Source organism: Streptomyces sp. NPDC015532 (assembly GCF_043078065.1).
Taxonomy (GTDB): domain Bacteria; phylum Actinomycetota; class Actinomycetes; order Streptomycetales; family Streptomycetaceae; genus Streptomyces.
In genome coordinates this window covers 1,113,353-1,126,811 of the sequence record NZ_JBIBSY010000001.1, presented here as the reverse complement: position 1 = coordinate 1,126,811, position 13,459 = coordinate 1,113,353, and the positions used below count along the sequence as shown (strand labels likewise).

Annotated in this window: 13 protein-coding genes; 2 read left to right on the top strand and 11 right to left on the bottom strand. The window is 70.5% G+C overall.

Annotation, left to right across the window (positions count from 1 at the left end; translation table 11 throughout):
- Positions 1 to 19: 19 nt before the first annotated feature.
- The 4 genes from ACF07B_RS04770 to ACF07B_RS04755 all read right to left on the bottom strand — a co-directional run bounded on the left by ACF07B_RS04770 (position 20) and on the right by ACF07B_RS04755 (position 2,771).
- A complete protein-coding gene (locus tag ACF07B_RS04770; protein ID WP_369485232.1) occupies positions 20 to 490 on the bottom strand; it encodes a GNAT family N-acetyltransferase in 471 nt (156 codons plus the stop codon).
- A gap of 38 nt (positions 491 to 528) precedes the next feature.
- Positions 529 to 1,473 (bottom strand): RluA family pseudouridine synthase, encoded by a 945-nt coding sequence (locus ACF07B_RS04765; protein ID WP_362401868.1) that lies wholly within the window; start codon positions 1,471 to 1,473, stop codon positions 529 to 531.
- Positions 1,474 to 1,540: 67 nt separating this feature from the next.
- On the bottom strand, positions 1,541 to 2,164 hold the full coding sequence (lspA, locus tag ACF07B_RS04760; RefSeq protein WP_392177728.1) for a signal peptidase II: 624 nt from the start codon (positions 2,162 to 2,164) through the stop codon (positions 1,541 to 1,543).
- 124 nt (positions 2,165 to 2,288) lie between these two features.
- On the bottom strand, positions 2,289 to 2,771 hold the full coding sequence (locus tag ACF07B_RS04755) for a TraR/DksA family transcriptional regulator (protein WP_392177727.1): 483 nt from the start codon (positions 2,769 to 2,771) through the stop codon (positions 2,289 to 2,291).
- 4 nt (positions 2,772 to 2,775) lie between these two features.
- Between ACF07B_RS04755 and ACF07B_RS04750 the strand changes: the two genes are divergently transcribed.
- Both ACF07B_RS04750 and ileS read left to right on the top strand, forming a co-directional pair.
- Positions 2,776 to 3,312, top strand: a complete 537-nt coding sequence (locus ACF07B_RS04750) for a hypothetical protein (protein WP_392177726.1) — start codon at positions 2,776 to 2,778, stop codon at positions 3,310 to 3,312.
- Positions 3,313 to 3,734: 422 nt separating this feature from the next.
- Complete coding sequence (ileS, locus tag ACF07B_RS04745) at positions 3,735 to 6,878, top strand: isoleucine--tRNA ligase (RefSeq protein WP_392177725.1); 3,144 nt, start codon at positions 3,735 to 3,737, stop codon at positions 6,876 to 6,878.
- Positions 6,879 to 7,273: 395 nt separating this feature from the next.
- Here ileS and ACF07B_RS04740 read toward each other — a convergent pair whose 3' ends face one another.
- From ACF07B_RS04740 to ACF07B_RS04710, 7 genes are all read right to left on the bottom strand, one after another.
- A complete protein-coding gene (locus ACF07B_RS04740) occupies positions 7,274 to 8,578 on the bottom strand; it encodes a DivIVA domain-containing protein (RefSeq protein ID WP_369485220.1) in 1,305 nt (434 codons plus the stop codon).
- 55 nt (positions 8,579 to 8,633) lie between these two features.
- Positions 8,634 to 8,921 (bottom strand): YggT family protein, encoded by a 288-nt coding sequence (locus tag ACF07B_RS04735; RefSeq protein WP_326788310.1) that lies wholly within the window; start codon positions 8,919 to 8,921, stop codon positions 8,634 to 8,636.
- Positions 8,922 to 8,973: 52 nt separating this feature from the next.
- Positions 8,974 to 9,615: a cell division protein SepF gene (locus ACF07B_RS04730; protein ID WP_392177724.1), complete on the bottom strand. Its 642-nt coding sequence runs from the start codon at positions 9,613 to 9,615 to the stop codon at positions 8,974 to 8,976.
- A gap of 129 nt (positions 9,616 to 9,744) precedes the next feature.
- Positions 9,745 to 10,464, bottom strand: a complete 720-nt coding sequence (locus ACF07B_RS04725; RefSeq protein ID WP_369485216.1) for a YggS family pyridoxal phosphate-dependent enzyme — start codon at positions 10,462 to 10,464, stop codon at positions 9,745 to 9,747.
- Between the two features lie 6 nt (positions 10,465 to 10,470).
- Complete coding sequence (gene pgeF / locus ACF07B_RS04720) at positions 10,471 to 11,208, bottom strand: peptidoglycan editing factor PgeF (RefSeq protein WP_392177723.1); 738 nt, start codon at positions 11,206 to 11,208, stop codon at positions 10,471 to 10,473.
- Positions 11,205 to 12,398, bottom strand: a complete 1,194-nt coding sequence (ftsZ, locus tag ACF07B_RS04715; protein WP_362401890.1) for a cell division protein FtsZ — start codon at positions 12,396 to 12,398, stop codon at positions 11,205 to 11,207. Before ftsZ ends, pgeF begins: the two co-directional genes overlap by 4 nt.
- 275 nt (positions 12,399 to 12,673) lie before the next feature.
- A complete protein-coding gene (locus tag ACF07B_RS04710) occupies positions 12,674 to 13,459 on the bottom strand; it encodes a cell division protein FtsQ/DivIB (RefSeq protein ID WP_392177722.1) in 786 nt (261 codons plus the stop codon).

Here is a 13,459-nt window from a genome sequence, read left to right as displayed (position 1 = left end):
CGCTACGGCGATCCCCGGCTCACAGCGCCTTGCGCATCGCGCGGTGCGGCATTCCCGCGTCCGCGAACTCCGGACCGTAGGCCACGTATCCGAGCCGTTCGTAGAACCCCAGCGCGTGGGTCTGCGCGTGCAGGTCCACTGCGGCGAGGCCACGCGCGCGGGCCGCGGCCTCGATGGCCCCGACGAGCGCGGCGCCGATGCCGAGCCCGCGCGCCTCGCGTGTCACGGCGAGCCGCCCGAGCGAGCCGACGGCCGGATCCCCGCCGACCTTCGCCGCGGCCGCCTCGCCCTCCAGCAGCCGTCCGGTGCCGAGGGCCACGCCGTCCTCGCGGACCGCGAGCACGTGCAGGGCGCCGGGGTCGTACGCGTCGTACTCGATGTCCTGGGGGACGCCCTGTTCCCCGACGAAGACGTCCTTGCGCACCGCGAAGCAGGCCTCGCGGTCGGTGGCGTGCTCGGCGACCCGCACCTCGAAGGCGACGCCCCGCACCGCGGAGGGGAGGCCGGCCGCCCCGTCAGGACCGCCGCTCACGCGTTGCTCTCCTCACGGACCTTGTCCAGCGCCCGCTGGAGGTCTTCGGGGTAGCCGGTCTCGAACTCCACCCACCGGCCGTCCGCGGGGTGCTCGAAGCCGAGCCGCACCGCGTGCAGCCACTGGCGGGTGAGGCCGAGGCGCTTGGCGAGCGTGGGGTCCGCGCCGTAGGTCAGGTCGCCGACGCAGGGGTGGCGGTGGGCGGACATGTGGACGCGGATCTGATGGGTGCGCCCGGTCTCCAGCTTGATGTCGAGCAGGGAGGCCGCACGGAACGCCTCGACCAGGTCGTAGTGCGTGACCGAGGGCTTGCCCTCGGCGGTGACGGCCCACTTGTAGTCGTGGTTCGGGTGGCGTCCGATGGGCGCGTCGATGGTGCCGCTGGTCGGGTCCGGGTGGCCCTGCACGAGCGCGTGGTAGCGCTTGTCGACCGTGCGCTCCTTGAACTGGCGCTTGAGCGAGGTGTACGCGTACTCCGACTTGGCGACCGTCATCAGGCCCGAGGTGCCCACGTCCAGGCGGTGGACGATGCCCTGGCGCTCGGCTGCGCCGGAGGTCGAGATGCGGTAGCCGGCGGCCGCGAGACCGCCGATGACGGTCGGGCCCGACCAGCCGGGGCTGGGGTGCGCGGCCACGCCGACGGGCTTGACGATCACGAGCACGTCGTCGTCGTCGTGGACGATCTCCATGCCCTCGACGGGTTCGGCGACGATCTGCACGGGCGCGGGGGCTCCGGGCATCTCGACCTCGAGCCAGGCGCCGCCGTGCACCCGCTCGGACTTGCCGACCACCGAGCCGTCGACCGTGACCTTCCCCGCCGCGGCGAGCTCTGCGGCTTTGGTACGGGAGAAGCCCAGCATGCGGGAGATGGCGGCGTCGACGCGCTCGCCCTCCAGGCCGTCGGGCACGGGCAGGGTGCGGATCTCGGGAACGGTGCTCACCCGTCGAGTATGCCGGACGGCTCGGACACCGCCGGACCACCGCCCGAACGCCAGTGCCCGGCCGGTCTCAGTCCTTGTGGACGGTGCCGTCCGGGTCCAGGCCCCGGAAGGACAGCAGCACGATCAGGATGCCGCCGCAGACGATCGCCGAGTCGGCGAGGTTGAAGACGGCGAAGTGCTTGGGCGCGATGAAGTCCACGACGGCGCCCTCGAAGACGCCGGGCGAGCGGAAGACGCGGTCGGTCAGGTTGCCGAGCGCACCGCCCAGCAGCAGCCCGAGCGCGATGGCCCACGGCACGCTGTAGAGCTTGCGGGCGAGCCGCGCGATGACGACGATCACCGCCGCCGCGATCACCGTGAAGATGATCGTGAAGGCCTGGCCGAAGCCGAAGGCGGCGCCCGCGTTGCGGATCGCCTCGAACTTCAGCCAGTCCCCGAGGATGTCGATCGAGTCGTGGTGCTCCAGCTTCGCCACCACGATCATCTTGCTGACGAGATCGAGGGCGTACGCGAGGACGGCCACCGTGAAGAGCACGGCGATCCTGCGCTTGCCCCTGGGCCGCTCGGCCGGGGCCGGCGCGTCGGCGCCGGACCGGTCGCCGGACGCCGCGTTCCCGCCGGACTGCTCAGGTTCGGCCCCCGCCGCCCCCGGAATGTCCGGCGTACCGATGATGCGCTCCGCCTCTGCCACGTGAGTGAGTCCCTCGACCTAGGTTCCTGACTGAGGACGAGGGTACGGCACCCGCTCGCGGGCCCAGGCGCTCAGGAGCACTCCCGTCCGCGCGACGGTCGTGCTCCGGCGCGGCGCCCGGGGTTCAGTGCCTGCGTTCCTGCTTCTGCTTGCACTCGACGCACAGGGTGGCGCGCGGAAACGCCTGCATACGGGCCTTTCCGATGGGGTTGCCGCAGTTCTCGCAGAGGCCGTAGGTGCCCGCGTCGAGGCGGTCCAGGGCGTGCTCGGTCTGCTCCAGCGTTTCGCGCGCGTTCGAGTTGAGCGCCATCTCGTGCTCGCGTGTGATGTTTTTCGTACCGGTGTCCGCCTGGTCGTCGCCCGCGCCGTCGCCGGAGTCCCGCATCAGGCCCGCGAGGGCCTCCTCGGACGACGAGATCTCCGTACGCAGCCGCAGCGCCTCCGACTGGAGTTCCGCGCGGGCCGCCCCGACCTCCTCCGGTGTCCAGGGGGCCTCTCCCGGCCGCACCGCGAGCTCTCCGGGCTCCACCGCGGCGAGCCTCGCCTTCGGTACCGCGGTGGCCTTCTTCGCGGCCGTGGCCGCGCCACGGGTCTTCTTCGCAACCACCGTCGTGGCTCCCGTCGTCTTCGCGGCCTCGGCCGCACCCTGGGCCGCCGAAGCGGCCGTCTTCCTGGCCGTACCGGTGCTCTTCCTCGACGTGCCCGTGCTCTTCCTCGCGGCGGAGGCCGCCGATTTCCCGGACGCGGAGCTTCCCGCCGTCGCCGCCTTCCTCGCCGTGCTCTTCCTGCCGGCGGTCTTCTTGGCCGCGGCCTTCGTCGCGGCCGTCTTCGCGGCCGGTGCCTCCGTCCCCGAGGCCGTCCCCACCGGTTTCGCCCCGGATGCCGCGGGGGCCGCCTGCGCGTTCTTCTTCCCGCCCGTCTCCTTGGCCGCCGCATTCGTGGATCTGCCCGACGCCGACTGCTGTACGGCGGTCTTCTTCGCCACCATGGCCGCGGCCCCTTCACATATTGTGATCTTGCTCGCGAATCGTGCTGGGACGATAAATCGACTTCCGGCCCGCGGCAACGGGGCCTCCCCACGATTCGCCCGCCACGCGAGCCCCGCGCGGCGAGTCTGCCTGCGTTGTGCCCAGCTCCCCGCCGGGTAATCCGCCGGGACCGGCGTCCCGGGATCCGGACGCGCGCGCCTCGCCATTCGGGTCACCCCGCGGGCCGCGGCGGCGCACCGGAAAACCGGTCGGCCGCCGTCCCCGGGGCGCCGTACACTGGGCGCAGCGAGAAGCGTGGATGGGGACGAGTAGCGGCGTACGCGGCCAGGAGCGACCCGGGGACGGTGGAAGCCCGGGGGCGAGCGCGACGTGAAGATCACCCCGGAGCCGCCGGCAGAACGCCCCCGAGGGGCCAGTAGACCCGGCATCGCGACCCCAATGAGGGGGCTCACCGACACGAACGGCGCGTCGGAGGGCCAAGGAGGGTGGTACCGCGGGAGCGCGCCGCACACGGCGTCCGTAGCAACACGGCTCTCGTCCCTCCGACGGAAGGCAGAAAGTCCGTTGGAGGAAGCTCGCCGATGACAGCGCCGACGTACCGCCAGGTACCCGCCCAGGTCGACCTGCCCGCCCTCGAGCACGCCGTGCTCGACTTCTGGCGTGAGCAGAAGATCTTCGCCAAGAGCCTCGAGCAGTCCGAGGGCCGGCCGGAGTGGGTGTTCTACGAAGGTCCGCCCACCGCCAACGGCATGCCGGGCGCCCACCACATCGAAGCGCGCGTCTTCAAGGACGTCTTCCCGCGCTTCCGCACCATGCGCGGCTATCACGTGGCCCGCAAGGCCGGCTGGGACTGCCACGGCCTGCCGGTCGAGCTGGCGGTCGAGAAGGAGCTCGGCTTCACCGGCAAGCAGGACATCGAGGCGTTCGGCATCGCCGAGTTCAACGACCGGTGCCGCGAGTCCGTGACCCGTCACACCGACGCGTTCACCGAGCTGACGAACCGCATGGGCTACTGGGTCGACCTGGACGACGCCTACCGGACCATGGACCCCGAGTACATCGAGTCCGTGTGGTGGTCGCTCAAGGAGATCTTCAACAAGGGCCTGCTGGTCCAGGACTACCGCGTGGCGCCCTGGTGCCCGCGCGACGAGACGGGCCTGTCGGACCACGAGCTGGCCCAGGGCTACGAGACGATCGTCGACCCCTCCGTGTACGTCCGTTTCCCGCTCACCTCCGGTCCGCTGGCCGGCCGCGCCGCGCTCCTGGTGTGGACGACCACCCCGTGGACGCTGGTCTCCAACACCGCGGTCGCCGCCCACCCGGGTGTCACCTATGTCGTCGTGACGAACGGCGAGGAGCAGCTCGTCGTCGCGCAGCCGCTCGTGGAGAAGGCGCTCGGCGAGGGCTGGGAGCCCACGGGCGAGTCCTTCACGGGTGCCGAGATGGAGCGCTGGACGTATCAACGTCCGTTCGAGCTCGTCGAGTTCCCCGAGCCCGCCCACTTCGTGGTCAACGCCGAGTACGTGACGACCGAGGACGGTACGGGTCTGGTCCACCAGTCCCCCGCCTTCGGCGAGGACGACCTCAAGGTCTGCCGCTCGTACGGCCTCCCGGTCGTGAACCCGGTCCGTACCGACGGCACCTTCCAGGAGGACGTCCCGCTCGTGGGCGGGGTCTTCTTCAAGAAGGCGGACGAAAAGCTCACCGAGGACCTCCAGAGCCGCGGCCTGCTCTTCAAGCACGTGCCGTACGAGCACAGCTACCCGCACTGCTGGCGCTGCCACACCGCGCTCCTGTACTACGCGCAGCCCTCCTGGTACATCCGCACCACGGCCGTCAAGGACCGTCTCCTGGAGGAGAACGAGGGGACCAACTGGTTCCCGGAGTCCGTCAAGCACGGCCGCTTCGGCGACTGGCTGAACAACAACATCGACTGGGCGCTCTCGCGCAGCCGTTACTGGGGCACCCCGCTGCCGCTGTGGACCTGCGAGGAGGGCCACCTCACCTGTGTCGGCTCGCGCGCGGAACTGTCCGAGCTGACGGGCACCGACCAGTCGGAACTCGACCCGCACCGCCCGTACATCGACGCGGTGACCTTCCCGTGCCCGCAGGACGGCTGCGGTCTGACGGCGACCCGCGTCCCCGAGGTCATCGACGCCTGGTACGACTCCGGTTCGATGCCGTTCGCGCAGTGGGGCTACCCGTACAAGAACAAGGAGATCTTCGAGAGCCGCTACCCGGCGCAGTTCATCTCCGAGGCCATCGACCAGACGCGCGGCTGGTTCTACACGCTGATGGCGGTCGGCACCCTGGTGTTCGACAAGTCCTCGTACGAGAACGTCGTGTGCCTGGGCCACATCCTCGCCGAGGACGGCCGCAAGATGTCCAAGCACCTGGGCAACATCCTCCAGCCGATCCCGCTGATGGACCAGCACGGCGCCGACGCGGTGCGCTGGTTCATGGCGGCCGGCGGCTCCCCGTGGTCGGCCCGGCGCGTGGGCCACGGCACGATCCAGGAGGTCGTCCGCAAGACGCTCCTCACCTACTGGAACACCGTCGCCTTCCAGGCGCTGTACGCCCGCACCAGCGACTGGGCGCCCAGCGCGGCCGATCCGGCCCCGGCGGACCGTCCGGTGCTGGACCGCTGGCTGCTCTCCGAACTCCACGCGCTCACCGACCAGGTGACGCAGGCTCTGGAGGCGTACGACACCCAGCGGGCCGGAAAGCTCCTGTCGGCCTTCGTCGACGACCTCTCCAACTGGTACGTGCGCCGCTCCCGCCGCCGCTTCTGGCAGGGCGACAAGGCCGCGCTGCGCACGCTGCACGAGGTCGTGGAGACCGTCACGCGGCTGATGGCCCCGCTGACCCCGTTCATCACCGAGCGGGTCTGGCAGGACCTGGTCGTCCCGGTCTCCCCGGACGCCCCGGAGTCCGTGCACCTGTCGAGCTGGCCGGAGGCGGACCTGTCCGCCATCGACCCCGAGCTGTCGCGCCAGATGGTGCTCGTGCGCCGTCTCGTCGAGCTCGGCCGGGCCACGCGCGCGGAGTCGGGCGTCAAGACCCGTCAGCCGCTGTCCCGCGCGCTGATCGCGGCGACCGGCTTCGGTGCCCTCGACCCCGAGCTGCACGCGCAGATCACCGAGGAACTGAATGTGAGTTCGCTCGCCTCACTCTCCGAGGTCGGCGGATCACTGGTCGACACCACCGCGAAGGCGAACTTCCGCGCGCTGGGCAAGCGCTTCGGCAAGGGCGTCCAGGATGTGGCGAAGGCCATCGCCCAGACCGACGCCGCGGCCCTGTCCCTCGCCCTGCGCGAGGGCACGGCGTCGGTCGAGGTCGGTGGCGAGACCGTGACCCTGGCCCCGGACGAGGTCATCATCACAGAGACCCCCCGCGAGGGCTGGTCGGTGGCCTCCGACTCCGGCGCGACGGTCGCGCTCGACCTGGAGATCACCGAGGAGCTGCGGCAGGCGGGCCTCGCCCGTGACGCGATCCGGCTGATCCAGGAGGCCCGCAAGAACAGCGGCCTCGACGTCGCCGACCGCATCGCGCTCCGCTGGACCTCCACGGACCCGGCGGTCGTCGCGGCGCTCGGCGAGCACGCCGGTCTCATCGCCGACGAGGTCCTCGCCACGGACTTCGCGCAGGGGGAGAGCGACGACACCTACGGGGCGCCGTTCACCGACGAGGGCCTGTCCCTGGTGTTCCGTCTCCGCAAGGCGTGACGAGTACGCCACACCCGTCACCGAAGGCCCGGGCCGCCAGGAAAACCTGGCGCCCCGGGCCTTCGGCGTGACAGCCGGCCCTCCCGCGCCCCGACCCCGGGCTCCGTCGTCACGGCCGGCCTTCTCACGCCCCGCCCCCGGGGCCTTCGGCGCCACGGCCGCTCCCCCGTCCCGGCCCCGGGCCCTCGGCGTGACGCGCCGGCGGGCCGGGGTGCGTACGCGGCCCGTACGGGGCCGTCCGGAAGTCGTGGGCCCCCGGGTGGGTCAGCGCACCCGGACCGGCGGCTCCTGGACCCGTACAAGCCCTCGGCGGGCACGCAAAAGGGCGGGGCCCCCGGATCTCTCCGGGGGCCCCGCCCTGAATGCTGCCGACGCCTAAAGCGTTCCGGCGGCCGTCAGTTGTCGTCCTCGTCGATGAGGAACCCGCGCATCGGCGAGGGCGCCTGCTGCATCGGCGACGGGCCCTGGGGCCGCACCGGAGCCATCGGCTGGGTCATCGCGGGCGACATCTGCTGCTGCCCGCCGTAGGACGGTCCGCCCTGCGACGGCCCGCCCATGCCCGGGTTGCCTCCGTAGGACGGCGCACCGGCACCCGCGGGAGCCATCGACGGCGCGGAGGCCGCCGGCAGGGACGCGGTGGCCGGGGTGCGCGGCGGAGCGAGCGAGTCGTCCGCCTGCGTCTCCAGCTGGCGCAGCTGCGACTCCAGGTAGGACTTCAGACGCGTACGGTACTCGCGCTCGAAGCCGCGCAGGTCCTCGACCTTGCGCTCCAGCGTGGCGCGGGCGGACTCCAGGGAGCCCATCGCGACGCGGTGCTTCTCCTGCGCGTCCCGCTCCAGGGCGTCGGCCTTGGCACGGGCGTCGCGCTCCAGACCCTCGGCGCGGCTACGGGCCTCACCGACGATCTTGTTGGCCTCGGAACGCGCCTCGGCGATCGCCTGGTCGGCGGTCTGCTGAGCCAGCGAGAGGACACGCGCGGCGCTGTCGCCACCGGGGCCCTGCTGCTGCATCTGCTGACCGGGGCCGCCCATGGGGCCACCCATCGGACCGCCCATGGGACCGCCCATCGGGCCACCCATCTGCTGCATCTGGCCGGGACCGCCCATCGGGCCGCCCATCTGCTGCATCTGGCCGGGACCCTGGCCCATGGGGCCACCCATCTGCTGCATCTGGCCGGGACCCTGGCCCATCGGACCCTGACCCATCGGGCCCTGCCCCATGGGGCCCTGGCCCATCGGACCCTGACCCATGGGGCCGCCCTGGCCCATCGGGCCCTGACCCATGGGGCCCTGGCCCATCGGACCCTGACCCTGCGGGCCGCCCTGGCCACTGGGGCCCGCGGGCAGCGCGGGAGCACCGCTCGGCAGCTGAGGCGGACCGCCCATAGGTCCACCCATGCCCTGCGGCGGACCTGATATTCCGGCGGGCACAGGAGCGCCGGGCCCTCGCATACCCTGCGGCGGGCCCTGCTGGTCCTGCTGCTCGGGCGGCTTGCGCATACCCTGCTGCTGCTGGTTCTGCGCGGCCGCGCGCGTGGCGGCGGCCAGCTTGGCGCGCAGGTCCTCGTTCTCGCGGAGCAGGCGAGTCAGTTCGGCTTCGACCTCGTCGAGGAAGGCATCGACCTCGTCCTCGTCATAGCCTTCTCGGAGGCGGACGGTCGTGAACTGTTTGTTCCGCACGTCCTCGGGGGTCAACGGCATCTCTTCACCTCAACGTAGTCGTCGGCATTCGGCAAGACCGTATCGTTCACATCGCTCACATCACGCTCTGCGCAAGTCTGATCAAGATGAAAACGATGATCATCAGTACGAAGAAGGACAGGTCAAGCGCCACGCCCCCGAGACGCAGCGGCGGAATGAACCGCCGCAGAAGCTTGAGCGGTGGATCGGTGACAGTGTAGGTGGCCTCCAGAACGACCACCATCGGCTTGCCGGGTTGCCATGAGCGGGCGAACTGGAAGACGTAGTCCATGACCAACCGGAAAATCAGCACGATGAGGAAGCACATCAGCGCGATGTAGAAGACCTGCCCGACCACGCTCATGATCCGTGCTTCCCTCTCCCCTGTTTTCCCTACGGTGTTCCGGTCCTGCGTCTCAGCTCTGGTTGAAGAACCCGCCCTCTGCGATGCGGGCCTTGTCCTCCGCCGTGACATCGACGTTAGCAGGCGACAACAGGAACACCTTCTGCGTCACCCGCTCGATGCTGCCGTGGAGACCGAACACCAAACCGGCGGCGAAGTCGACAAGTCGCTTCGCGTCGGTGTCGTCCATCTCCGTCAGGTTCATGATCACCGGAGTGCCTTCGCGGAAGTGTTCCCCGATGGTACGGGCCTCGTTGTAGGTCCGGGGGTGCAGCGTGGTGATCCGGTACGGCTCTCGTTCCGACACGACCTTGGGCATGATCACCGGGGCGTTCTTCTCCAGGCTCTGACGTTCTTGTGTGATGGACGCCACGGGGGCGATGCGCGCCGGACGCCCGGACTCCGCGGCGAACGAGGCGGAATGCGGCACCGGGTCACGAGGCGCCGAGGGCTGTACCACTCGTACCGGTTCGTCCCTTTGGGACGCGTGCACCTGATGTGACTGGTGCGGCGGTTCATGCCGTCGCCGGTCCCGCTCGGGCTCCGGGTCGAGCTCGGGCTCGAAGTCGTCGTCGGGGTCGAATCCTCTGCCGTCGTACCCATCGTCCTCCACGAGGCCGAGGTAGACCGCCATCTTGCGCATCGCGCCGGCCATGCTCTGAGTCCTCCGCTCTGTGGTGGATCGGCTGACGAATTGCCAAGTGCCCGCGATCCACGAGGTCGTTATGCCCGCATTTGGCGGTAATGACCATATTTTCTGCTGTGGTCCGACTTCTTGGCGACGTTACCGGAGGCCGGGTCGGACTCCGAGTACCGCAGTACCGACGCGTACATGTGTCGCTCCGGCTGCCACAGCCTGTTCGAGATCCGAGCTCATCCCTGCCGAGACCATGTTCGCAGCCGGATGGGTCCGGCGCAGGGCAGTCGACAAATCCATCAGCCGCCCGAACGCCTCTTGTTGGCGTCCCGCGTACGCGCCGGTGAGCGGAGCGACGGTCATCAGCCCGTCGAACCGGAGCCCCGGGGAGCGCGCGACGAGGTCGGCCAACTCCTCGACCCCGCCGACACCCACGCCTCCCCGCTCGCCCCGGCCGCTCTCCTGCGCGTCCAGCGCGACCTGGACGAGACATCCCACTTCGCGTTCCGCCGACACCGCTTCCTTCGAGAGAGCCGTGACCAGCCGGGAACGGTCGACGGACTGCACGAAATCCGCGTAACCGACCACAGAACGCACCTTGTTGGTCTGCAATTGACCGACAAAATGCCACAACAGGGGCAGATCCGAGCACTCCGCCTTCTTGGGCGCAGCATCCTGATCCCGGTTCTCCGCCACGTGCCGGACACCCAGTTCCGACAAGATCCGCACATCACTGGCGGGATAGGTCTTGGTGACCACGATCAGGGTCACCTCTTCACGCTTGCGCCCGGCGGCCGTGCACGCCGCCGCGATGCGCTCTTCCACTTTCGCCAGGTTCGCGGCGAGTTGCGCCTTACGGTCCGTCATGCCCTATCAGTCCAGCCAGACATAACCCGCGAGCCGCCCGGTGGTGCGGTCCCGTCGGTACGAGAAGTGGTCCTTCGATTCGAGCGTGCACACCGGTGACTGCTCGCGGTCACGCACTCCGAGCCGTTCGAGCTGAGCGTGCACCCCGGCGGTCACGTCGACCGCGGGAGTCCCCCACCCGGTCTCGGAGTACGCCGCCGGTTCCACGGCGGCGACCTCGGCGCGCATCGCGTCCGGCACCTCGTAGCACCGTCCGCAGACGGCGGGGCCGGTGCGGGCGACGATCCTGGCCGGATCGGCGCCGAGTTCCACCATGGCCCGTACGGCCGCGGGAACCACCCCGGCGACCATGCCGGGCCGTCCCGCGTGCGCGGCGGCCGCCACGCCGGCGACGGGGTCGGCCAGCAGGACGGGCGTGCAGTCGGCGGTGAGGACGGCGAGCGCGAGCCCTCGCCGCGCCGTGACGATCGCGTCGACGGCGGGGATCTCCGAGGTGCCCCAGGGCTCCTCGACGACCGCCACGTCCGGCCCGTGCACCTGGTTCATCCAGACGACCCGGGCCGGGTCGAGCCCGAGCGCCTTGGCGGCCCGTTCCCGGTTGGCGCGTACGGCGTCGGGGTCGTCGCCGACCGCCCCGCCGAGGTTGAGCTCCTCGAACGGAACGGCGCTCACCCCGCCCCACCTGTCGGTGAAGGCGAAGCGGGCGCCGCTCACGGTGCTCGCAGTGGAGCGCTGTCCTATCACTTCAGGAAGTCCGGCACGTCCAGTTCCTCGGCCGCGCTGTCCGAGTAGGAGCGGGACGGCGGGACCGGCGGGGACACCGGCAGCTCGCTGACCGGCTCCGGGGCCGGCTCCGGGGCGGGCTCCTTGGGCGTGACGCTGCCGAGCGACCCGAAGGACGGGCGGCTCTCGGCGGGACGCGACGGGACGGGGTCGTCGCGCCGGGTCGCGGCCGAGCCGAGGACGTTCTCCCGCTTGGCCGGCGGCTGTCCGCCGTCGAAGCCGGCGGCGATGACGGTGACCCGCACCTCGTCGCCGAGGGCGTCGTCGATGACCGCGCCGAAGATGATGTTGGCCTCGGGGTGCGCCGCCTCGCTGACCAGCTGGGCCGCTTCGTTGATCTCGAACAGGCCGAGGTCGGAGCCGCCGGAGATGGACAGCAGGACGCCGCGGGCGCCGTCGATGGACGCTTCGAGCAGCGGCGAGGAGATGGCCATCTCGGCCGCCGCCACCGCGCGGTCGTCGCCGCGGGCCGAGCCGATGCCCATGAGCGCCGAACCGGCCTCGGACATCACGGACTTCACGTCGGCGAAGTCGAGGTTGATCAGGCCGGGCGTGGTGATGAGGTCGGTGATGCCCTGGACGCCGGAGAGCAGGACCTGGTCCGCCGACTTGAAGGCGTCGAGGACCGAGACCTGGCGGTCCGAGATGGACAGCAGCCGGTCGTTCGGGATGACGATGAGGGTGTCGACCTCTTCGCGGAGTTCCGCGATGCCGTCCTCCGCCTGGTTGGCGCGGCGCCGGCCCTCGAAGGTGAACGGGCGGGTGACCACACCGATGGTGAGGGCGCCCAGCGAGCGGGCGATGCTGGCCACGACGGGCGCGCCGCCGGTACCGGTGCCGCCGCCCTCCCCGGCCGTCACGAAGACCATGTCGGCCCCCTTGAGGACCTCCTCGATCTCCTCACGGTGATCCTCGGCGGCCTTGCGGCCGACTGCCGGGTTGGCTCCGGCCCCCAGGCCGCGGGTGAGTTCCCGGCCGACGTCGAGCTTGACGTCGGCGTCGCTCATCAACAGCGCCTGCGCGTCGGTGTTGATGGCGATGAACTCGACGCCCTTGAGACCGACCTCGATCATCCGGTTGATGGCATTGACACCACCGCCGCCGACACCGATGACTTTGATGACTGCGAGGTAGTTCTGCGGTGCTGCCACGTCGAAGGCCTCTCGCCTCGAGTTACGTGTCGTCGCCTCGCACGGTCGCGATCCGACGACTGATGCCGAATGGGACGGTCCGAACGCCGACCCGAACCCTAACGCTGAAGTTTAGGGTTACCAGTGTGTCTGTTCCTTGGACTCTTCCGAACAGGACACTAAGTCGACAAGTGGCGCGCGTTCAACGAACACGCCGAACCTCCCGTTTTTCTTTTCACCCTATGTGATCAGGCTCGACACTGCCCAACCAGGGTGCTGGCCTGCGCCGATGCGAGTCAACTGCCCGATGATGCGGGGGCGGTGGGGGCACTTACGTCGAAGTGCCGGGCCCCGGAATCGGCTTTCATGAGAGCAAGGAGCGTCCTGGCCTTCGCCGGGCCCTTCTCCGCGCTGCCCCACTCGACGGTCCGGCCGCCCCTCAACTCCAGCGAGACGGCGTCGTAGGAACGGACCTTGACGGTACGGGTGTCACGGGCGACTTCGTCCGGGATGTCCCCGGCGATCCGCACCGCCTCGCGCACGAGCCGGTCGACGGGGAAGCGGAGGGGCGCGGCACGGTTCGAGACCGCCAGTTCCAGGACGGGCACGCCCTTCGGGGCGTCGGAAACCGTCGCGAACCGGACGCCCTCGGCGTCCACTTCGACGAATTTCGCGCCTTTTCTGACGATCAGGACCGGAGTCCGTTCGGTCACGCGCAGATCGATTCCGTGCGGCCAGGACCGGACGACCTCGACGGAGTCGATCCGGGGCAATTCCCTGAGCAGCCGCGCCTCGATCGCGTCCGTGTCGACGGAGACCAGCGGGGATCCGACCGGCACCCCGGCCGCCTCCCGCACCTGCGCGGCTGTCAGTACCCGCGTCCCGGAGACGGCCACGCGCTCCGTGCGCAGCCAGGCGGACCCGTAGAGGATCCACACCGCGGCGGCTCCGGCCAACACCACGGCGAGCAAAAGGATGATGAGCCTACGAAGGCGGCGGAGCCGCCCGGTCAGGGGCGGCCGGGGCGGGCCGGACTCCAGCTTCTGCCGTTCACCGCGCTCGGCGGTAGTCGGTCCGGCCAC